The organism is Lysinibacillus sp. FSL P2-0066, assembly GCF_037969495.1.
GTDB lineage: Bacteria > Bacillota > Bacilli > Bacillales_A > Planococcaceae > Lysinibacillus > Lysinibacillus boronitolerans.
The window spans coordinates 4,179,154-4,201,172 of the sequence record NZ_CP150202.1; the positions used below are offsets into that span (position 1 = coordinate 4,179,154).

Annotated in this window: 24 protein-coding genes and 1 riboswitch; of the genes, 3 read left to right on the forward strand and 21 right to left on the reverse strand. The window is 37.1% G+C overall.

The features are described 5' to 3' along the window. Positions 1 to 36: 36 nt before the first annotated feature. The 4 genes from MKZ14_RS20765 to MKZ14_RS20780 all read right to left on the reverse strand — a co-directional run bounded on the left by MKZ14_RS20765 (position 37) and on the right by MKZ14_RS20780 (position 3,191). Positions 37 to 987, reverse strand: a complete 951-nt coding sequence (locus MKZ14_RS20765; RefSeq protein ID WP_333004721.1) for a cobalamin-binding protein — start codon at positions 985 to 987, stop codon at positions 37 to 39. Beyond that, complete coding sequence (locus MKZ14_RS20770) at positions 971 to 1,528, reverse strand: hypothetical protein (RefSeq protein ID WP_016992909.1); 558 nt, start codon at positions 1,526 to 1,528, stop codon at positions 971 to 973. Before MKZ14_RS20770 ends, MKZ14_RS20765 begins: the two co-directional genes overlap by 17 nt. A 158-nt stretch (positions 1,529 to 1,686) precedes the next feature. After that, positions 1,687 to 1,885: riboswitch (cobalamin riboswitch) on the reverse strand. 124 nt (positions 1,886 to 2,009) lie between these two features. Continuing rightward, positions 2,010 to 2,555, reverse strand: a complete 546-nt coding sequence (locus MKZ14_RS20775) for a glutathione peroxidase (protein WP_339280401.1) — start codon at positions 2,553 to 2,555, stop codon at positions 2,010 to 2,012. Between the two features lie 81 nt (positions 2,556 to 2,636). After that, complete coding sequence (locus MKZ14_RS20780; protein ID WP_036079480.1) at positions 2,637 to 3,191, reverse strand: hypothetical protein; 555 nt, start codon at positions 3,189 to 3,191, stop codon at positions 2,637 to 2,639. A 90-nt stretch (positions 3,192 to 3,281) separates the two neighbouring features. Here MKZ14_RS20780 and ytvI point away from each other — a divergent pair, with 90 nt between their 5' ends. Continuing rightward, positions 3,282 to 4,340, forward strand: coding sequence for a sporulation integral membrane protein YtvI (gene ytvI / locus MKZ14_RS20785; protein WP_036079481.1), 1,059 nt, complete (start codon positions 3,282 to 3,284; stop codon positions 4,338 to 4,340). Positions 4,341 to 4,503: 163 nt separating this feature from the next. Here the strand turns inward: ytvI and MKZ14_RS20790 are convergent, their stop codons facing one another. Together MKZ14_RS20790 and MKZ14_RS20795 are read right to left on the reverse strand one after the other, a co-directional pair. Next, positions 4,504 to 5,658 (reverse strand): C40 family peptidase, encoded by a 1,155-nt coding sequence (locus tag MKZ14_RS20790; protein WP_004231877.1) that lies wholly within the window; start codon positions 5,656 to 5,658, stop codon positions 4,504 to 4,506. Between the two features lie 321 nt (positions 5,659 to 5,979). Continuing rightward, positions 5,980 to 7,968: an AarF/UbiB family protein gene (locus MKZ14_RS20795; RefSeq protein ID WP_259950536.1), complete on the reverse strand. Its 1,989-nt coding sequence runs from the start codon at positions 7,966 to 7,968 to the stop codon at positions 5,980 to 5,982. Between the two features lie 249 nt (positions 7,969 to 8,217). Here MKZ14_RS20795 and MKZ14_RS20800 point away from each other — a divergent pair, with 249 nt between their 5' ends. Then, complete coding sequence (locus MKZ14_RS20800) at positions 8,218 to 9,912, forward strand: FAD-dependent oxidoreductase (protein ID WP_339280402.1); 1,695 nt, start codon at positions 8,218 to 8,220, stop codon at positions 9,910 to 9,912. A 39-nt stretch (positions 9,913 to 9,951) separates the two neighbouring features. On the opposite strand, the gene MKZ14_RS20805 is transcribed toward MKZ14_RS20800, so the two are convergent. From MKZ14_RS20805 to hmpA, 11 genes are all read right to left on the reverse strand, one after another. Then, a complete protein-coding gene (locus MKZ14_RS20805) occupies positions 9,952 to 10,902 on the reverse strand; it encodes a c-type cytochrome (protein ID WP_339280403.1) in 951 nt (316 codons plus the stop codon). 237 nt (positions 10,903 to 11,139) lie between these two features. Further along, entirely contained in the window at positions 11,140 to 11,844 is a 705-nt protein-coding gene (locus MKZ14_RS20810) for a DsbA family oxidoreductase (RefSeq protein WP_339280404.1), read from the reverse strand. A 13-nt stretch (positions 11,845 to 11,857) separates the two neighbouring features. Continuing rightward, the gene (locus MKZ14_RS20815) at positions 11,858 to 12,634 is read right to left on the reverse strand and encodes a sulfite exporter TauE/SafE family protein (protein ID WP_339280405.1); all 777 of its coding nucleotides are present in this window, start codon (positions 12,632 to 12,634) and stop codon (positions 11,858 to 11,860) included. Positions 12,635 to 12,714: 80 nt separating this feature from the next. Next, entirely contained in the window at positions 12,715 to 12,945 is a 231-nt protein-coding gene (locus MKZ14_RS20820; protein ID WP_088364071.1) for a sulfurtransferase TusA family protein, read from the reverse strand. 117 nt (positions 12,946 to 13,062) lie between these two features. Then, entirely contained in the window at positions 13,063 to 14,190 is a 1,128-nt protein-coding gene (locus MKZ14_RS20825; RefSeq protein ID WP_036079493.1) for an MBL fold metallo-hydrolase, read from the reverse strand. Between the two features lie 73 nt (positions 14,191 to 14,263). Further along, positions 14,264 to 14,659 (reverse strand): DsrE/DsrF/DrsH-like family protein, encoded by a 396-nt coding sequence (locus tag MKZ14_RS20830; RefSeq protein WP_016992899.1) that lies wholly within the window; start codon positions 14,657 to 14,659, stop codon positions 14,264 to 14,266. A gap of 17 nt (positions 14,660 to 14,676) precedes the next feature. Continuing rightward, positions 14,677 to 15,225, reverse strand: a complete 549-nt coding sequence (locus tag MKZ14_RS20835; RefSeq protein WP_339280406.1) for a sulfurtransferase TusA family protein — start codon at positions 15,223 to 15,225, stop codon at positions 14,677 to 14,679. 63 nt (positions 15,226 to 15,288) lie between these two features. Further along, positions 15,289 to 15,588 (reverse strand): rhodanese-like domain-containing protein, encoded by a 300-nt coding sequence (locus tag MKZ14_RS20840; RefSeq protein ID WP_258859867.1) that lies wholly within the window; start codon positions 15,586 to 15,588, stop codon positions 15,289 to 15,291. A gap of 11 nt (positions 15,589 to 15,599) precedes the next feature. After that, positions 15,600 to 15,941: a rhodanese-like domain-containing protein gene (locus tag MKZ14_RS20845; RefSeq protein WP_339280407.1), complete on the reverse strand. Its 342-nt coding sequence runs from the start codon at positions 15,939 to 15,941 to the stop codon at positions 15,600 to 15,602. Between the two features lie 42 nt (positions 15,942 to 15,983). After that, the gene (locus MKZ14_RS20850; RefSeq protein WP_016992895.1) at positions 15,984 to 16,244 is read right to left on the reverse strand and encodes a metal-sensitive transcriptional regulator; all 261 of its coding nucleotides are present in this window, start codon (positions 16,242 to 16,244) and stop codon (positions 15,984 to 15,986) included. Between the two features lie 223 nt (positions 16,245 to 16,467). Continuing rightward, entirely contained in the window at positions 16,468 to 17,634 is a 1,167-nt protein-coding gene (gene hmpA / locus MKZ14_RS20855) for an NO-inducible flavohemoprotein (RefSeq protein WP_339280408.1), read from the reverse strand. Positions 17,635 to 17,824: 190 nt separating this feature from the next. Between hmpA and MKZ14_RS20860 the strand changes: the two genes are divergently transcribed. After that, on the forward strand, positions 17,825 to 18,262 hold the full coding sequence (locus MKZ14_RS20860; protein WP_004231845.1) for an Rrf2 family transcriptional regulator: 438 nt from the start codon (positions 17,825 to 17,827) through the stop codon (positions 18,260 to 18,262). 49 nt (positions 18,263 to 18,311) lie between these two features. Here the strand turns inward: MKZ14_RS20860 and MKZ14_RS20865 are convergent, their stop codons facing one another. From MKZ14_RS20865 to MKZ14_RS20880, 4 genes are all read right to left on the reverse strand, one after another. Beyond that, complete coding sequence (locus MKZ14_RS20865; protein ID WP_339280409.1) at positions 18,312 to 19,292, reverse strand: GNAT family N-acetyltransferase; 981 nt, start codon at positions 19,290 to 19,292, stop codon at positions 18,312 to 18,314. Between the two features lie 177 nt (positions 19,293 to 19,469). Further along, complete coding sequence (locus tag MKZ14_RS20870; RefSeq protein ID WP_339280410.1) at positions 19,470 to 20,588, reverse strand: DUF4179 domain-containing protein; 1,119 nt, start codon at positions 20,586 to 20,588, stop codon at positions 19,470 to 19,472. Beyond that, on the reverse strand, positions 20,560 to 21,150 hold the full coding sequence (locus MKZ14_RS20875) for an RNA polymerase sigma factor (RefSeq protein WP_339280411.1): 591 nt from the start codon (positions 21,148 to 21,150) through the stop codon (positions 20,560 to 20,562). Before MKZ14_RS20875 ends, MKZ14_RS20870 begins: the two co-directional genes overlap by 29 nt. A 226-nt stretch (positions 21,151 to 21,376) precedes the next feature. Next, on the reverse strand, positions 21,377 to 21,871 hold the full coding sequence (locus MKZ14_RS20880; RefSeq protein WP_036079512.1) for a DUF1648 domain-containing protein: 495 nt from the start codon (positions 21,869 to 21,871) through the stop codon (positions 21,377 to 21,379). Positions 21,872 to 22,019 lie beyond the last annotated feature (148 nt).

Genomic DNA, 22,019 nt, shown 5'->3' on the forward strand with positions numbered 1-22,019 from the left:
TAGCTGAAAGGCTAACAGCTAGCATGGAATAATATTTTATTTAAATAACTCTGGATATACAGCTTTCGCTACTAATTCTACAGCTTCACCAATACGTGGACCAGGTCGATTAGAGATATCTGTATCAAGAGACAACACCGCTTTGTTTTGAATAGCTGTCACTGTATTCCAACCATCTCGTCCAAGAATTTCCCCTATAGGATCTTCTGTATAGTTTACTGTCGTTAAAATAACATCTGGATTTTTTGCAATAACATCTTCCTCATTCACTTTTGCCCAGCTAGTCAGGTCAGAAAAAACATTATTAACATTAGCTGCATCCAATATTTCTTGTTGGAAAGTACTAGAGCCTGCTGTATAAATGTCTGGCTTAGGGCTAACCTCTAAATAAACATTTTTTGGCGTCTTTACGTCCTTCACCTTCGTTTGGACTTCAGCAATTTTCGCTTTAATCTCTTCGTTTAATTTATTTCCTTTATCCGCAACATCCATCACTGCAGCAATTTGTTCGATATCTCCATAAACATCTTCGAAAGTAGTCGCAGATTGAATAACAAACACTTTAATTCCTGCATCCTCAAGCGGCTTTAGTGCATCCTTATCACCGATTGTATAAGCAATGACAACATCTGGCTTTAACGCTATAATTCTTTCACTGTTAAAATTCATAGTATCAGAGACACGTTCAATTTTTTGTGCTTCCTCTGGGTAAGTATCGTACTCAGTTGCCCCCACAATTTTATCGCCAACACCTAAAGCAAACAAAATTTCAGTATTACTCGGTTGTAATGATACGACTGTTTTCGGTACTTCATTAAACTCTATTTCCACTCCACGATCATCTGTCACTTTATAGCTTGTTTTCTCTTCTTGTTGTATATCCTGTGAAGCTTCTTTATTTGTTGTATCTTCAGCCGTGCCACAGCCTGCTAATACCAGTGCAAGTAAGAGCACTGATAGCCATTGGAAATTAAATACTTTCTTCATTGTTATTCTCCTTTTTCTTTTTCATTGGGTAAGATTTACTAATAAATGGTATTTCAGCTATTCCTGCTTGCTGATTCATAAACACAGCCATAACAAAACATACATTAGCTAATAAGCCAAGGTAATCGAAAAGAATAGCAGGAACCTCTCGTTCTTCTGATACTTTGTGTAAGATACGATATGATTTTTTCGCTTCACTGCGGCAAAGATGTAGAGCAGCAGCGGCCTCTGTTCCTTGTGGTAAAACAAAACTTTGAATCTCTTCCTTCACATGGCGAACGTAAAAATCATACCGCTCACTTAACCAAGATAAATCCTCTTCAGTTACTGCTAATTTCCCACGAACTGAGCCATTTACATGATAAGCCATAGGTAAAATAAGCAATAAATCCTCAGCAACAACTTGAACATCCTCTTTTTTTACTGCAGCTAATGCAACTCCTAAATGTGTTGTAAGGCTATCTGTTCGAATTTCAAAATCTACCGTTGAAGCTTTCTCACGCATAAATGGATAACAAGAATAACGGGCATCTTTTTTCACTTGCTTCCCCCCTACTTTCTATAATGAAAAATTCTTACTTGAAAGGCATAAAAAAATCGCTCCTTTTGCAAAGGAACGACAAAAATAACATAATAAGTACCATCAAACTGGACATAGCCTATGTATTTGCCGTATATCCTCCTAGCTTCCGAGAAGTTTTTATACGTTCAAATAAAGGTCGGTCTCCTGGCTTGTACAGTTCATCACATGAAACAAATGAGTTATAAAGGACCTTCCCATCTTCTTTGAGACAGTGGTAAATCTTTATATTGGCTGTACTTACAGTTGCGGAAACAGCTCCGGTTTTTCACCGAATTCCCGATTATGCTAACTAGCACCTTTATTCTGCAAGAATATTTCATTTGTAAAGCAGTTTATCATATATGCTTCAGAAAAAATAGCTATACTTAGAATGGATAACTTTAAAATTACAGCAATATTGCTACTTTAAGAGAAAAATTAAAACTGTTTAATAAGTTTACTACAATAGTGTTTCAATTGCTTGTTCAATATCAAGCTGTGAATCTGTTGGTTCAAAGCGAGCAACGGTTTTACCATTAGCATCTACTAGAAATTTTGTAAAGTTCCAGCGAATATTACGACCATCTAAAAAGCTTGGAGCAAGTTGAACTATTGCTTCTGCCAGCATTTTCTCCTGCATACTTGCCTTCCCAAATTCGCGGTAATCCGCTTCATGCTTTAAATAATTAAAGAGTGGATGTGTTGCCTCTCCATTTACCTGTACAAGCTCAAAAATCGGGAATGTGACTCCATAGTTTACCTTGCATAGATGCTTAGTTTCCTCTCCATTTTCAGGATTTTGATGACCAAATTGATCACAAGGGAATCCAAGAACTACAAAATTCTCTTTTCCATATTTATCATACATTTTCTGTAAGTCTTCAAATTGATATGTAAATCGGCATTGGTTTGCCGTGTTAACAATTAACATTGTTTTTCCACGATATGTTTCCATCGATAAAATTTCACCATTAGGCTTTCGTACTAGATAATTATAAATGCTCATGCCATAACCTCTTTTTTTCATTCATTATAGTTGACTATTCTACAGTTCATCAAAGAATTTGCACAAAAAAACACCATCTCGCTACTTTGAACGGATGGCTGACTTATACTTCTTTTTATATTTAGCATCTTGTTCCTCATTAATTAAACGATGGGCAATGTCTAATAATTTCGAGTCATTCGTTTGATCATATAGCTTTTTAAATGACATAATAATATCCTGGCGAATAAGAGATGGCTGTTTTTCATCTATACATGTTTGAAATCTTTTAGCTAGATACGACACAACCAAATCTCTTTGTACCTGACCCGCTTGTCCAATTTTCCAAATTGCTTGTAATGCATGCCTCGCTGTAGCATATTGATCATCGTAAGTCACAGCCCAAATCTTTAAAAAATCCTCCAAGACCCTTTCTTCTGGATCACTTTTTGCAGCTAAAGCACATAAAATTTGTGCAGCACGTGCACGAGAATAACCATTATTGTATGTAAGTGCTTTTATTAGCTGTTCCCAAACTGCATATGTCCAATCTACAGGTTCCTGCATAATTTTCATTAATTCCTCGTAAGATTCATATTGAATATCGCGATCATGCTCTGTTAGATTACTAAAAAGTTGCAAAATCTCTTTTTCCATAATTTATCCCTACCTTTATTGTTTCAGAACGTAATAAAACTTGATTTATGGTACACTTAACTTAATTTTTTTCGCAAAGAAGGTGAGTTTATGAATAAATTTCATGCTAGGAAATTGATTTTTCGGTTGATTGTGATTTTATCACTACTTATAGCTGCCTATTTTGTTATCCCCGTATCCATGCCTTTAATACTTGCTGGGATTAGTGCATTTTTCTTAGAACCAATTGTCATGTTCTTTAAACGGAAATGGAAAATGTCACGGAAAATAGCAGTTGCTTTTATTTACATAGTGAGTGTTTTTGTTATTTCTATTATTTGCTATCTTTCCATTACACAAATTATGACGCAAATAATTTTACTGTCTAAGCAAGCTCCTTATTATATTTCCAAGCTATCAGATATGTGGCTTCATATGCAAGAAAATATTTCTAAATACACAGAAGACTTTCCACCTGAAGTAAGTGCTTCGCTTCAAAAAACCACTATGGATTTCATAAAGAAAGTCGAAGAATCCTTTTTAAGCTTCTTTAATTATAGCAAAGTTTCTGCCTTCTTTTCAGAGATACCCAGCCTATTTATCAGTCTTCTCGTTTATATGATTGCGCTATTCCTATTTATGCTTGATTTGCCTAAGTTAAAGCAAATCACTTATAAATATTTAAAGCCCAATACAGCAAAGAAGATAAAAATTATTTTAAATCGCTTAAAAGATGCAACATTTGGCTATATGAAGGCTCACTTATTTGTAAGCTTTATTATTGGAGGCGTCACACTCATTGGACTGCTATTAATCCAACCGAAATATGCAGTAACAATGACGATTATTATCTGGTTAATAGATATTGTACCATTCCTAGGCTCTATCATTATTCTAGCGCCATGGGGACTTTACCACCTGTTGATGGGAAACACCTCTATAGCTGTAAAATTATTCATCTTAGCTGCTATTTTACTTATTATTCGTCGAGTAGTCGAGCCTAAATTAATGGGAGACCATATCGGTTTATCCACTTTACCAACATTAATTTCCATGTTCATAGGTCTACAGTTATTTGGTATTATCGGTTTACTTGTCGGCCCATTCGTTATTATTTTCTTTATTGCCTTGAAAGAGACAGGTGTCATCAAAGTAAATTTTAAAATTTAATATCAATCTATTATGTAGAAAAGTCTCTTTTCAAGAATAGAAGTAGTCGTCCTTATTTCTTTTGAAAGAATAGCATTCCAAAAACAAAAAAGGTCATCTTTGTATATTTTTCTCTACAAAGATGACCTTTTTCTTATCTCAACCGTCTATATAATAGTGAGGCCTATTGAATACGTCCAAAGCCTACTAAGTATTGATTCCACCAATCAAGTGATTCAATTACGACACCATTGTTTTGAGCGTCGATCATTGTGTTATTACCTAAATAAATACCTACGTGTGCTACACCTGAACCATAGCTGAAGAACACTAAGTCCCCAACGCGTGCTTCACCTGCTGAAATGCGTTGTGTTGCTAAATATTGTTGTGATGCTGTACGAGGTAAAGAAACACCCGCTTGCTTATATGACCATTGTACAAGACCTGAACAGTCAAAACCTGTTGATGGGTTGCTACCACCCCAAACATAAGGACGTCCTAGGAATTGTTTAGCTGTTGAAATGGCATCTCCTGAAGAAACAGTGCCAGCTCCTGACCCAACAATAATTTTTTGTGGTTCGCCTCCACCATTATTCTGAGTTGCTTGTATAACTGGTGTAGCTGCTTGAAGTGCACGTAAACGAGCTGCCTCTTCTTCAGCTGCTTTACGCTCTGCTTCTAAACGTTCTTCTTCTTGTTTCGTTGCAATTTCAGCTTTTAATGCAAGTGATTTCGCTTCGTTCTCAGCTTTCTTCACTTCCATTTCGCTTTCTTTTTGCTGAAGCTCTTGGAATTGTTTTTGAAGTTCCTTTTGTTTTTCATCTAATGTAGCTTTTTGTTGCTCTAAGCTTGCTTTATCTGCTTCCTGTTGATCCACTAATTCTTGGTCAGCATCCATTAATGTTTTTACCGCTACGACACGATCCATTAAATCTGCAAAGCTTTTTGCCTCAAGCACTACATTTAAATAAACACCTACAGTGTTGTCTTGCGCTTGGTATGCAGCCATACGCTCACTTAAAATTTTTGAACGTTGCTCGATACGTTTTTGTGTTTCAACAATACTAGCATCCACTTCTTTAATATCTGCTTGTACTTGTTTAAATACCTTTACTTTTGCGTCGATCTCTTGTTGTAGTTTCGTTAGTTCTTCTTGTAATTTTTTAATTTGTGCATCTATTTCAGCCTTTTTCTCAATCATTTGTTGAGAAGTTTCTTCGGCATGTACTTCTGTTGGTTGAATTGTATTAAATAATAAGCCGCCAGCTAGTGCTAATGCTAGCACCATCGACTTACGCCATTTGTTACGCTTAGCCACGTTACCTTCATTTCCCTTCATCTATCAATTTCGCTCTCGATATTCTATGTAATCACTTGAACGATTTCTATTTTAATTAAATGTTCTTATATTTATTTTAGCCTTTTAAAGTTTAGCATTTTCTACATAACTTTTATACTATTTCATGTCTATTTAATACATTAGTAAAACTCGAAATATTTCTGTAACATTCGCACTCAAACTACATTATTCTACATAATACATTTTTCTTCTACACAGAGAAACTATTAGCTAATTCGACATTAGACCTAACAGATCTTTTGTAATGTTTTTGTAATATTTGAGGGTGCCAAAGAAAAAGGTAGGGAAAAAATTCCCTACCTATTGCTTCATCGACCTTAATGCTTGTATAGATAATCTCACTAACAAAATAGCACATAAAAATAAACCTAAATATGCCGCTGTGTTCAAATAGACCGCATAAGAATCGTGGATAAATTGTGAAATAGCTAAAAGAGCGACAGATATAATACCAAAAGTTATACCCACCAGCAGCAAAACAAATTGAGAAAACAAATGTGTAATAAAACGTGAATTATGTTCATCCGAAAAGACATCATGATGTAAAATGATTTTTCCGCTCTCAACTCGCTGAATGAGCTGATCGACTCTTCTAGGCATTTTACGCAAAGTCGGTATTAGCATAGATAATTCTTCTTGCAGCCGCTCCTTAGTTGCCATCGGTTCTTTAAAAGGCTTAAGGAAAGAGGCACGCATATATGTAGCAGAAAAATCCTTTGCCTCAGTAAAGATATCAAAACGTGGATCTATTACCCGTAATGTGCCATCTAACGTCACTAAGGAACGGAGAGCTAATCCCACTGCTGGATAGAATGCAAGTCCAAAATCTCTTACCACTGTAAATAGCGCGTGAATTAATTCTTCAGTAGGTATACGGTCAACATAGGAAATTTTCAGTAAAATTTGGTCGATTGCCTGCTCCATTCTCCCACGTTCTGCATGATCAGCATTTTCCACTAATAATGTTAAACCATCATATAAAACGCTTGAATCATTTAGTTGAATGCCCATCAAAAATAACTTTAAGCCTTCTTGCTGTGTTGCACCTAAACGTCCTACTGCGCCAAAGTCAAGCAAGACTGGTGTTCCATCTGTTTCATCGATATGGATATTTCCTGGATGTGGGTCTGCATGAAAAATACCAGAGAATAGCATCTGCTCAAAAAATGAGTAGAGTACGGTTCTTGCAAATTGCCTACGATCAATCGACAAACGATTAAATTCAGATGCCCCATCTGCCACACTTTGTCCACGAATATACTCCATCACAATAACATTTTCATTACTGTAAGGCGTAAATATTTTAGGAATTCGAACCTTGTAATCGCTTTTCGCCAGTGCATTCTTCACCTGTAGCGTATTACGTACTTCAATATCTAAATGAATCTCCTCACGTAGCCCCTCTGCAAATCCCCCAGCCAACTCTCGAAAGCCTAATGATTCTGCCCAGGTTGATTTTGTGGATAGCCAATTAGCAAATTCCTCTAAAATTTCAAGGTCATCGCGCATAATTCCCTTTACTTCTGGACGCAATAGCTTGACTACCACCTCTTCATAATTTTTAAGCCTTGCTTTATGCACTTGGCCAATAGAGGCTGCTGCAATGGGTTCCATTTGAAATTGGCTAAATATTTCGTCCATTGATTGCGGAAGAGATCTCTCTAAAATTTGTTTCACTTGCTCCTCTGATAAAGGCCTTACTCGGTGTTGAAGCCTTTCTAATTCATCAATAAAAATAGGTGAAAAAAGCTCTTTTCGTGTGGAAAGTACCTGGCCAAATTTGATGAAAATCCCACCACATTGTTCTAACGTTGCGCGCAAAGCAATTGCAAGTTCTTTTTCATTTTCTCGTTGCCTCGCATATTTAATCGTTTGTACGACACCGTTTGTAACAGCAATTTTTAATACCTGACGCAGGCGTTTCTGCTGTCGCCAATAGCTACGCAATCGCAATAGTAAAGATTTTTGGCCGTGACGGCGATCTCCATTCGTAATGCCACTAGGGTCAAAAAGTTCAAATACCAAATAAAGCAACATCGAAATTAGTAGCATACTACCGATCCAAATCAGTGTGCTTACCTCAGTTACTGTTTGCATCATCGTTTCTGATAAAAAATCTGTGTGGCGTAGATAAGAATACCAGTACACAAAAGAGGTTAATGTCACACTAATAACGACTGACAGCACTCTTCGCACAAAATTAATATTCGAGCCAATTAATCGTCCACTCACAATATAAATCAAACCCGATACTATGAGGATTTGGGTTAAAAATTTCAAAAAGATCAACAGTGTCACCCCCTGTGCCATTTCCATTTCCTACTACCGTTAGTATAGCAAATTTGTGCATCAACTTTCTTGAACGAGGAACACCACAGAAAATTTATTAATTTGGCACCTTGATAAAATACCCTTTAGGGTATATTATTTATTTGTAGTATTCAAACTACATAATTCTCCTAATTTTAGAGAAAAAACCTTTATTTAAGAGACTCTAAATACCCCATTATGTATTTATTATGAAAAGGAGTGTTTACATTGAGTAAAAAATTTTTAATAGTCGGTGGCGTTGCAGGTGGTGCATCCACAGCAGCTCGTCTTCGTCGTCTAGATGAAAAAGCAGAAATTATTATATTTGAAAAGGGGCCGAATGTTTCATTCTCTAATTGTTCTCTCCCCTTCCATTTAAGCGGGATTGTTGAAAATAGCGACAAATTAATTTTAATGACGCCTCAAGGCTTCCAAACAAAATACAATATAGAGGCTCGTGTTCAGCAAGAAGTTGTACGTATTAACAGAGAGAAAAAAACCATCACCATTAAGGATTTAAAAACGAATAGAGATTATGAGGAAAGTTACGATACGTTAATTTTATCCCCAGGAGCAAGTCCTATCGTCCCTGACTTAGAGGGCATTCATTCTAAGCAAGTCTTTACCATTAGAAACGTGGCTGATATTGACCGTTTAAATTGGTATCTACAAACAGATAATGTACAGGATATTGCCGTGGTTGGCGGAGGCTTCATTGGTGTAGAGGTAGCAGAAAATTTGAAGCTAGCAGGCTATAATGTATCTCTAGTTGAATTTGGCCAACAAATTATGGCCCCTTTTGATTATGATATGGCTCAAATCTTACACAAGGAAATGACTGATAAAGGGGTTCAAGTTATTGTCAATGACGGTCTTGCAAAGGTTACACCAAATAATGTGACGTTGAACTCAGGCAAACAATTGAAAGCCCAAGCAGTAGTATTAGCAATTGGCGTTCGACCTGAAATCCGCTTAGCCAAAGAGGCCGGGCTAACAATTGGTGAACTCGGAGGTATTCAAGTTGATGCAAATTACGTGACGTCTGATCCTTCCATATATGCTGTGGGAGATGCGATTGAAGTATTCCATCAGCTTACCCATAAACAGACGCGCCTTGCTTTAGCCGGTCCCGCTCAACGACAAGCACGTGCAGCAGCTAATCATATGTATAACATCCCTCATCACAACAAAGGAGTCATTGGATCTTCAAGCGTACAAATTTTCGATCTCGTATGCGCGACAACAGGTTTGAACGAAAAAACAGCCCTAGCAAATGGCTTTCAAGCAAAAAGTGTTTATTTGATAGCTCCAGACAAAGTAGGACTAATGCCAAATAGTAATCCACTTCACTTTAAGCTCGTTTATGAAACACCGACGGGTAAAATACTAGGGGCTCAAGCAATAGGTAAAGGTAATGCAGATAAGAGGATTGATGTTATAGCTACCCTCATCACAATGGGCGGTACATTAGAAGATTTAAAGGAGCTAGAGTTATCCTATTCTCCAATGTTTAGCACTGCCCGTGATATTGTTAATTTGGCAGCTCTTGTAGCTCAAAATCTATTACACGGACACTTTAAGCAGGTAAAAGTTGATGAAGTAAGGGAACTCATTGAAAATCAAGCCTTTTTCTTAGACGTTCGTGAAAAAAATGAATTTGAATCCGGTCACCTTATCAATGCACACAATATTCCTCTAAGTGAACTTCGGGAAAGAATGGATGAAATTCCGAAGGATCAAGCAGTGTATGTGCATTGCCGATCTGGTCAACGTAGCTATAATGCTGTTATGGCCCTTCAAAATAGCGGTTTTTCTAACATCTTTAATGTAAGCGGGTCATTCCTTGGGATTAGCTTATATGAATATTTTACAGACATTACAACAAACAGAGATAAAATCGTAACTGCGTATAATTTTAAATAACTTAAAAGGGATGCCAATTATGAGCATCCCTTTTCTTCGTTAGTTTGTAGACAAAACTTTCTCCCAGTCAATCGTTCCATTTTTAACTTGTTCACGTTTTTCCTTATTCATGATGTCATTTGGACGCCCGCCTTTTGGCCAGTCTTTTTCATGGTTTGCCCACTCTGGACGATCCTGCGATAAAATAAAGGCAGCTAAATCTGCAGCTTCTTGATCTGTTAATGTTCCTGCTGCACCTATTGGCATATTATTTTGAATATAGCCAGCCATTTTTGACATACGTGCCATGCCTGCGCCATCATTAAATGAATTATCTCCCCATAAAGCTGGGCCAGTATTAGCACCAGTTCCTGCGCCATCAGCTGCATGACAGGCTATACAGGACTGTGCATAAAGCTCCTCACCATCTGCAACATTTGGAATCGGCACATTCTTCATATCACTTGTGCCCGCCCATTCACGTTTTGCTCCAATTGGAACACCTTCAGAAATATAAGCGAAATACGCCACCATAGCCTCTAGTTCATCACTATTCATTTCGAATTTTTTACCATTCATACTCCGAACCATACAGCCATTAATCCGTTCTTCTATTGTAACTACACCACCTGAGCGTCCAATATACTGTGGATAATTTGCCATTACACCTACTAATGATGAGGCTTGCTCGTCATAGCCAGCACCGGCATGACAGCTTGTGCAAGATAATTGGTTGCCCACATATTCATCTGCCGCAACATGTGTGTTATTAACAAGTTCATAGCCCGTTAATATTGCTTCTTTCATTGGACCATCTGGTACTTCTTCAATACTTGGCGGAGCATAGACCACTGACTGAGCAGCTGCTGTTGTTGGTATTTGTGTTTGCACTGTCGCTTCTTTCTCACTCACATTCGAATCAACTGTAATTTTGTCACTGACAAACGTCCCAACAAAAATGGCGCCTGCTAACAGTACTGTTCCTGCTACTCCTGCTACTATAGGTTTCATCTATAATACCCCCCTTTGTATTCTCACTTATATTTTAGCAACATAACAATTTATTGGATGTGATTTTTCTCACACCACAATAAAATAGAACCATTGAGATGATAAAAATGGATATTTTATACATTTTATTTTGTTCTATAACACAGAAAACAAGACTTAATACCTCTTGCAGTATTCATCTACTTCCCAAACAAAAAAAGCGTCGAGTACAAATTCGCACTCGACACCTCTTACGTCTTATAGTTTACACTGTCCATCAGCACATGCCGATTCTCCATTACCATTTATCGTTACTGTTGGCTGAATACCAGCTATTCCCGCAGCTTGATGCAAAGTCCGCACAAACACTTCATTCGGCTCAGCCCCTTTAATACCATAACGGTTTTCAAATACAAAGAACGGTACACTTCGCACGCCAAGTTGCTGTGCTTCATAGCGATCCTTGTCTAGCTCTTCACTAAAATCAGTTGAAGCTAATATTCCCTCCGCAGCTTCTCTATCCAAATCTAATTGCGCAATAACTTTTAATAAGAATTCATCTTTATTTAAATCTTCACCATCTTTAAAATAACCAGCCATTAGTAATTCAGTATATGCTGTCGCTTTACCAAATTGCTGCGTCCATTTAGCTAAACGATGCGCCTTTTCTGTATGTGCCGTTTTCATCTTAGCAAAATTATAATGTAAACCAACTTCCGCTGCTCTCATAGCTATACCCTCAACCATTTCTTCCGCTTCTTCAAGCGTAACATCATATTTTTTAGCCAACGCCTCATAAAAAGATGGTGCATTCACTTTCGGGGTATCTGGGCTTATTTGAAATGCTTTATATTCTATTTCCACTAATCCTGTATAGCCTGCGATGTCAATCGCCCGTTCAAGTTCTTGCTTACCAATATAACAAAATGGACATGTAAAATCAGAGAAGACTTCAATTTTCATTACCATATCCCCTTTATAATATATCCATCCAAATTTTAATAGCTGTTGCTAATATAAGAACCGCTAAAATAATTTGTAGGAATTTTGTATTTAACTTGCCCCCTATTCTCGCACCTAGAGGAGCAGCTATTAGACTAGATACAATCAAGATGAGCGCTGGATAATATTCTACTTGCCCAGTCATTAATTTACCAATGGTACCTCCTATTGAGGAGATAAACGTAATAGCAAGGCTTGACGCAATAGTCATACGAGTAGGAATTCCTAATACCACAAGCATGATTGGTACTAATAAAAATCCACCAGCTGCCCCCACAATCCCGGAACCGATACCAACAACGAAAGCTAATAGGACCGCCAATGGTTTATTAAATGTAACAGCCTGCATTGGTCTATCATCAATTTGCTTTTTCGGTATGAACATCATCACAGCTGCAATTAATGCAAGAATTCCATAGACAATGTTAATACCAGACTCTGATAAAAATTTCGAACCGAAGCTACCTACAAAGCTTCCCGTTAATATGGCGCTCCCCATATAGATAATGAGTGATTTATTTAAATACCCACCTTTGCGATAGACCCAAACACCTGAAAGAGCAGCAAAAAGCACCTGAATCGCACTTATCCCTGACACCTCATGTGCCGAAAAGGCCGCAAACCCTAGTAATGGCGGTATATACAGTAGCATTGGGAAATTAATGATGGCACCGCCAATACCTAACATCCCCGATACAAATGAACCGAGAAAACCAATAAGTAAAATGGTTAAGATCCATGCAATATCCATTTATTTTTCCTTCTTTCTGGCTGTATTCAACAAAAGAAAAGAAGGGTTGTTCTACTGTAATAGACAACCCTCAATCAGCCCTATGCTTTCTGAATGAAAAATGTAATGACGCCAGCCTCTTCAGATTGATCTAAAATGATATGACCTCCAGCTTTTGCCCAAGCAGGAATATCCGCTAAAGCTCCTTTATCTGTCACCTGAACTTCTAAAACTTCCCCAGGCTTTAGGGTATCTATTGCTTTTTTTGTCTTCACAATAGGCATTGGACAAGAAAGGCCTTTTGCATCTAGTTGTAAACTTGATTTCATCATAATCTCCTTCTACTCGGCAAAGGTTGTAAGCGATTTTGCCGGTTCATATTGTTTTATATCTTCATGCGCCTTCAATTCCCGAAATTTACAGGCATACTCATTGCACTTTAGCATGTTTTATCGTACTGCACAGCGATTTGGTCCAATTTCCATTTCTGTTTGCTCATCTAACCCAGGTGTTATTTTCCCCATATTCACCTGACGAATTTCCTGATAAGCATTGGGCTGTGGAGGTAATTCATCTGTTACCACACGTCTAAATTCTTCTTCATCTTGAATATTTAATCCATGGTTTTGTACAAATAAATCCCCTAGTCGTTTCGCAACCGTTCCATCTTCATTCAGCTCATCAATAATCATAAAATGTGCCGGTAAGACAATAAGTTCATCAGACAATTCTCGATAACGCTTGTAAAGCGTGTCTCGTAAATCTCCAACCCAGTCATCAGCAAGGCCAGCTAAATCAGGACGTCCGATTGAATCGATAAATAAAATATCTCCCGTTAATAAATATTTGCCGTCAACAACAAATGAAGTAGAGCCTATCGTATGACCAGGAGAATAGATCGCCCCTACATCTATTTTCGATGCACCGATTTGAACAGTCGTGCCATCAACTAATGGTGTATAGTGGAACACAACTTCCTCAGCGTCCTTAGGTGGCAAATAATAGGTTGCGCCTGTCATCTCTGCGATATGGCGCCCACCTGAAATGTGATCAGCATGTAAGTGTGTATCAAAAACATGTTTAATTTGGACATTTTTATGTTCTGCAAAGGTTATAAACATATCTGTAAAACGTACAGCATCAATAATAGCTGCTTCACCTTCAGAAAGGACCATATAAGACAGACAACCCTTTCCTAAACGAACAAACTGGTAAAGCTCACCACCGCCTGTTAAATCTCCTATTTTGACTGGCTCTAAATATTCGCTCCAGGATTTCATACCTCCTGCTAAATAGGCAACCTCAATACCTGCCTCAGCTAACATTTCAGCGACCATTAAAGACGATCCTTCTTTTGCACAAACGACTAAAACTTCTTTATCAGTTGGGATATTTGGTAAAATATTATCAATACCATCTAACAGTTCAAAATAAGGTATATTTAAATACTCAAAACGATGTCCGTCGATTTTCCAATCTTCGAATGCATCCGCATTACGAACATCTAAAATAAATAATTCCTCATTATGAATAACCTTTTTAGCTACTTGTGACGCACTCCATTTTTGAATTGACATCTCTTTTACCCCCATCGGTATTATATTTATGTTTTTTATAGCGGAGAGGGGTATCCTCTCCGCTTTTAGGACACTAGAATGTAAGTGACGGTGCTGCGTCTTTCGCGAATTCAAGGAACGTTACGGCTCCTCCCACTTCAATACCCTCAATGAAATCTTCAGTAGTTAAACTCATTACATCCATTGTCATCTGGCAAGCAATAAATTTCACACCTAATTCTTGTGCCATCTCTACTAGTTGAGGGATAGCTGGCACATTTGCTTTTGTAAAACCTTCAGCATAATGTTCTGCTCCAGCTGGCATTGGTAATGCATGCATACCTTGCTTATGAATTAAATTCAAACCTTCAAATGTAAAGAAGATCGCTACCTCTTTCTCAGAAGCTGCTGCTGCAGTTGCGATATTAAACACCTTATACGCATCAAATAAACCACCGTTACTTGCAATAATTGCTACTTTGTTCGACATAATAAAATTCCTCCAATTTAAATGATTTTTGTTAAATCGCCTGACCAGGATGTCATACCTGGTAGTACGTTAAATACTTTCGTAAAACCATGTGAAGCCAGCTTTTGCGCAGCCATGTCACTGCGTTTTCCAGTACGACAAATAACATATATCTCCTGCTCTTTATCAAGCTCAGAAAGTCGCGTCTCCAGTTCGCCCATTGGTATCGATTTTGCTCCCGCAATATGCCCAAAAGCGAATTCTGTTTCCTCACGTACATCAAGAATTAATCCTTTACGACTTGTGATTTGCTCTAAATCAATTGTTTGATCAAACATCATTTCTACTATTTGGTCGTTTGTACATTTACGAATATAATGTTTCAGCACACCATCATCTTCTAAAGTACCAATATACTGATGACCTACAGTTTCAGCCCATGCTGCAATATCAGCTTTTGACCCTTTATCTGTCGCAGCTACTTCTAAAATTTGACCATCTACTAAATCAGCCATCGCTTTTTTTGTTTTCACAATCGGCATTGGGCAAGAAAGACCCTTGGCATCTAGCTGAAAATCCGCCTTCATAATTTTCTCAACCTCCACATACCTACAAGGGTATTATTTTACTCAAAAAAATATAGCAATAATCTATAACTGTACTTTACCCTCCCAAGCTAACATACCACCAGTCATGTTAGTTACATTAAAACCATTACTTTCTAATATTTGAGTAGCTCGAGCACTTCGTCCACCTGATCGACAAACCATAATATACGACTCTCTCTTATTTAATTCATGTAGTCGAAACTCTAATAAACCTAGCGGGATATGAATAACGCCTGGGATGTGACCAGCCTCCACTTCATCTACCTCTCGCACATCAATAAGATTCAGCTTCCCTCCTTGCTCCATAGTTTGCTGAACTTCTTTGGCTGTGATTTCTTTCATTTTTTCTCCTCCTAGTATGCACTCATTCCACCACGAACATTGGAAACACGCTCAAAGCCTTGCTTTTTCAGTTGCTTACAAGCCTGACTACTTCGCATGCCACTCTGACAAATAACTATGATCTCTTTATCCTTCGGTAGGTTTTCAAAGCTCGATCCAAGCGGAACATTTATAAATTGCGAGATATGCCGACCTTTATACTCAGCAGGCGTGCGTACATCGATAAATATCTTATCCTTATCATTCAGCATATCTTTTAATTGGGCTGTAGAAACTGATCGAACGCCCTTCGCTGGCTTCATTCGCCAAAAGAAAAAGGCTACGACAAGCACAATAATAATCCATATTTCCATAGGATCAGTCCTCCCTTATATACGATAATGGGTATATCTTAGTTATCGACTTTTCACGACCAAATCCATTGCCTCTTGGATAGCAGCATTCATTTTTTCAGCATTACCTTCAGCAGTCGATACACAATCTAATAAATTTTCACTTACAATGACACCAATCGTCCGATCAACAGCAGAACGCACGGCAGATAGCTGTGTAATCACATCTTTACAGCTTTGACCTTCTTCCATCATGCGTAAAATACCGCGCATTTGACCTTCCATACGTTTCACACGATTTGCAGTGTTTGGGCCATATGCCATTCTGTTACGCCCCCTTTCAAAACGGTTGAGTGAACTTCCTTACGAGATTCATATTATACCCCTATAGGTATATTGTCAATATGAAAGCTTCAAACTTTTTTATAGGGCTAAAATTCAGGGGCACAATGTTCTCCTCATTTCTTTAACCCCATCCATCTGCTTCCTTATTATTTCAATAAAAAAACCCTGCTACGAGTTATTACTCATAGCAGGGAAATCATTTTTATTTAGCTAATTGCATGGCTGGTCCAAAGAATTCATAGTGAATCTTCTCATCTTTCACGCCAATTTCCTGTAAATTTTTAATTACCGCTTCCATAAAGCCTACAGGGCCACATACATAAACATCTGCATTATCAGCTACTTTTTCAGCTAATAATTCTTTTGTAATAAGCTTGTCTTCATCAGAGTATAAAGCTGTATAGGATGCATTTGGTAATATGTTTACTTTCTCTTGAATGTCATCACTAAACGCTACAACTTTCTCATTACGAGCACATTGGATAAAGTTCACTTCATTCACTGCATTATCATTTAAAGATTGCAGCATACTGTTTAAAGGTGTTACACCGATACCACCACTCACAAATGTAATTGGCGCATCCGTTTCTTCTAACACAAATAATCCAGCTGGGGCACTTACATCCACTAAATCTCCAACCTGTAAGTGATCGTGAATATAATTCGACACTTTACCATTTGGCGTATGATCGCTTTCTCGTTTCACCGAAATACGATAGCCATCTTCTGCACTTGCTTGAGAAAGTGTGTATTGGCGGTTCATTAAATACTCTTCTCCTGGCACTTTCACTCGGATAGAGATGTATTGACCTGGTTCATAAGTTGGTAGCGGTGATCCATCTTCGTTTACAAAATAAATAGAAGTTACTAAGTCACTTTCCACAACTTTTTTCGCCACTTTTAATGGTTTAAATAGACGCCATCCACCATTGTTCTCAGTTTTTTGGTATAACTCTTCTTCTACTTGAATGAAAATATCTGCGATAACGCCATATGCCTCAGCCCATGCACCAATAATATCATTTGTTGCTGCATCACCAAGTACTTCTTTAATCGCTTTTAATAAGTTTTCACCCACGATTGGGTAATGTTCAGGTAAAATTCCTAAACTACGGTGTTTATGTGCAATAAGCATTACTGCTGGTAAAATTGCTTCTAAGTTTTCAATATGAACTGCTGCAGCGTAAACAGTATTAGCTAATGCTGTTTGCTGACGACCTTGTTCTTGGTTCGTGTGATTAAAAATATTTAGTAATTCTGGATGAGCTTGAAACATATTTTTGTAAAACGTCTTTGTGATTTCAACACCGTGAACTTCTAATACAGGTACTGTTGCTTTAATAATTTGAATTGTTTCTTGTTTTAACATATCGCTTACCATCCTTTCGTGATTACAATATAACGCTTTCATTCTCTTAAAGCAATATATAAAATACATCTTTAACAAAATAGACATATTTGATGTATTCTAAATACATCTTTAAAAATAGGTTGAAGATATTATACTTCAATGTAAAAATGCTATAATTATTATGAATTATAGAAAGTAGGGTGTTCGGATGCGCTTAACTTTATACACGGACTACTCTCTGCGCACACTTATTTATTTAGGCGCAAAGGAAGATGGTCAATTATCAACTATTCAAGAGATCTCAGATGCTTATAATATATCGAAAAACCATTTAATGAAGGTGACACACCAGCTTGGCTTATTAGGGTATATTGAAACTATTCGTGGACGGGGTGGTGGTATTCGCCTAGCCATCGATCCAAAAACCATTACTATTGGTGAAATTGTGCGTCATACAGAAGAAGATTTTCATCTTGTAGAATGTTTCGATAAAGAAAATAACCTATGTAAAATAGCTCCTGAATGTCAGCTAAAAGGTGTGCTGTATGAAGCTTTGCAAGCCTATTTGAACGTGTTAGATCAATACACCTTGGACGATTTCCTTCATTCCAAGGAAAAATTAATGGCTCTACTGCTCGGTAAATAAAAATACCCGCTCAACCTTTGTTGAACGGGTATTTTTTTATGAAGTTTGCTTATAATTGCTTTGTAAAGAAAATCATATCCAATGCACGAATACCATTTTCATAAATTGGTTCTGGGTAATGACGGAAGAAATCCTTTTCAATAGCCTCCATGCGAAAGCCTGCTTTTTGATAAAAAGCGATATTATCAATACTAGAGTTCGCCGTTCCAACCAATACTACCTGATAGCCTTCCTTACGGCACTTTTCAGTAAGTTGTCGTAATATCTCTTTGCCTATTCCCTTCCCTTGATACTTGGTTTCAATAGCAATATTCTTCAATTCAATTGTAGTGTCAGATTGAGGAATGACCAATGCCACTCCCACTAGCAGTTCTCCACAATTAATTTTATATAATGTACCCTTATCTAAATATTTCCGAACCGCTACCTCACTTTCATCCGCTAATAAAAGCTGGGGTAAAAAAGCTTCTCGGTTTCCTTCTACCTTTTCTAGGGATGTTCGATAACGGACATAGTCTTCTCGTTCAAAAACATTTAACACACATGGTTGCTTTTCCTTCACTTCTAACCACGAATGCTCCTCAGGATAATCTTTTTCCACCCCTAATCGAACAAAAGGTAGTTTTTCTTGGGCTTTTTGTGAACGGATATTAACCTTCCGTGCTCCTGCAAATACACGTAATAATCCTATTTCAAAAAAAGCAATATCTAAGATAGCCTTTTTTGCTTCAAGATTATAGCCCTTTCCCCAAAATTGATAGCCAAGCCAAGAGCCGATATGACAGCTCTTTTTATGACGATCAATAAACATTAATGATGTCACACCAATGACTTGCCCCTCCTCATCTAAAATCACGCGAGGAACGGTCTTACCTTCTTCTTCATCTATACGTTCACGCTTAATAAAATGAATCGTGTCTTCTACCTTGCCAGCAGGTAAGCCAAGGGCATCTCGAACCTGTGGCATAGAAGACAACGCATGCATAGCCTCGGCATACTTCACATCATGCCTTACTAACGTTACTGCCATCTTCTATTCCCCTTTATTTCTTAGGATTGAAAACTTATTCTTTATATATACTCCATATACTATAGATTATTCAAAAGCCTTGTTTTGCTAGTATAACTGAATATCCATCTACTTTATATAAATATAGAAAAATAAAAATTGAGAAAGTGAGCTTTTACTACACTTTCTCAATTATTTTTATGGTTGAACTGGTATAGTGATCTCTAATTCAGGTATATATCGAATTTTTGGATAACCGTTTTTATCCAATTGAAACATACCTTTTTCGTTTTCCTTGAAAAGATGTATATACGGTTTTAAGGTTATTGTTTTTGGAACAGATTCAAAAGGAGTGTACCGAAGATCATCAAGATGAATGTTTCCATTGGTAGCGTTCCAACCGTTTCCTCCAATTACTTCAATTTCACGACCATGCTCATCAATAATTTCTATCCCCATTGTTAATAGTGTTAAATTATCAGTGAAAGTTGAATTATCAGTTAGAACCATTCGTGTTGTAATACTTGTTGTAACTGGTGTCAGCTTAACCTTTTCAAGAGTCAAATGAATATTGTCATATTGTCGACTTATATTCGGTGCTAAAGATACATAGTCTTCCACCTTATTTTTCACAGGAACATCAATTTCAATAGGGTCTTCTATACCTCTGACAGAAGCTTGAATGGTTAAATCAAATTGCTCTGGGAAAGGTTTCCCTCCCTGATTTCTTAAATCCGCAAATTCAATTATCGCAGAATCACTATCTTTTCCTGGATATGTCACTAAACCAATACTGTTCCCTTCACTAGGTGCATATTCATTAACAGGTTTATTATTAATAAATAGTTTAATATTGCTCATTATGTCTTGTAATTTTTCAGCTTGATTCTCTGTTTGATGTCGTTCTATTCCAACAGAAACCCTTGTGCCATCATACGCTACTTCCGATACACTTAATGTAAACCCATCCTGCGTCACACTTGCCTGTGGTTTTGTAGAAAGTCCTTTTTCATCAGCCATCTGCAACCCGAAATCACCAGCGAGACGAAAAATTGAGGATAGTACAGGCACTTGTTTAAGCGTTGCAGCCATTGTTGGTGAAATAAATGGTGTAATAAATAGTAAGCCAACTAGCATAGCTGTTGCAAAAGCAACTTTATAATGCCAGTTCTTCTCGGGCTTTTCTATTTTCGGCTGCTCGTTACGTTCATATTTACTGATTACACGATCAGCCAAATCAACTTCCACAGGTGTTTCTCGAATTAGCTGCTCTATTCTTCCCATTCCCTTATCCTTCTGCTTTGAATGCATGCTCATAAACCCCACCTCCTAACATATTTTCCTTCATCAATTTTTTACGTAATCGTTCATACTTTTTTCTTACTGTGGCTGCTTTCATATCCATAATGGCAGCAATTTCATCAAAGCTATACTCTTCAATAGAACGAAGTAATAAAATCCTTTTTTCATCTACATGTAAGTTTTCCAATAGCCTATGCACCATTTCATCATATTCAGGTATCGGAGCTTGCGTCTGCTTCACCTGTTCTTGCTTCATACTTAGCCAAAATTTATAGCCCCTATTTTTGGCTTTTATGACATCAATACAATGATGATGGGCAATTTTATAAAGCCATGCCGATAAGGAAACCGTATAAGAAAAGTTATGAATATTTTCTAATCCTTTAATAAAAATATCTTGTGAGGCATCCTCCGCCTCCTCTTTGGTTCCTAGCATATAGTAACAATAAATATAAATTTGCTTTTGAAAACAACGAATGATTTCTGCATAGGCACGTGTGTCACCTGATTGAACTTGCTCCACAATGGATTGAATATCTATATCAGTTCGCTCTTTTGATTGATTTAGTGCAGTCAAAGTTGTCCCCCCCTTTCCAATCTATATAACTGAAATTAATAGAAGTTTGTGACACTAGATAAAAAATCTTAAAAATATTATTGAATGTCAACAAGTTACTTGGAGAAATCTTTTACATCTTCCCTTCCTCGCCTATATAACTGATATCAACAGCCATTTGTGACACACATTAAAAAATTTTTTCACAAAAATAAAACGCTTAAGGATATCCTAAGCGCTTAAGTTTCTATTTTATTTTGGAGCTTGTTATAAACCCTTTAATAATTGGGATCAATACAACTATCAATACAATGGGTAGGAACCACCAGCCTAATGAATTTACCTCACCAAGACCAATCCGAACCATCTGAATCGATATAAAGGCAAATAAAATGAGGCAGATATTTTTCACCTGATTTAGTATTTTTCTGCTATTCAAATAAAATGCTTTTACATTACTTTCATTCAAACGTGACGGATAATTATGCATATGAGGTGCTTTTTCTAGCAGCCCCATTACAATCCATAAAAATAAACCGATGAATGGAAGAATAAATAATTCAATTTTTGAACCCCAGCGATCAACCTCACCCATCCCATTAAAATGACCAGGTATTTCATCAGGCAACTTACCCCATGCCAATATAATATAAAAGATGGATAAAATAAATATACTACCACCAATATAGTCCCATATCTTTTCTGATTTCGTTTTAGGTAACTTTAAAATTGGCCTATACATTTTCTCCACCCCTGTTCTTTTCCTTTACTGCTTCTACGTAATGACTACTATTAAAGTTTCAAAATTTATGAAAATTGACTTAATATTCAACATGCACCATTAACTATCCCTATTATTAGTAGCATTATAGCTATAAAATCTACTTTTT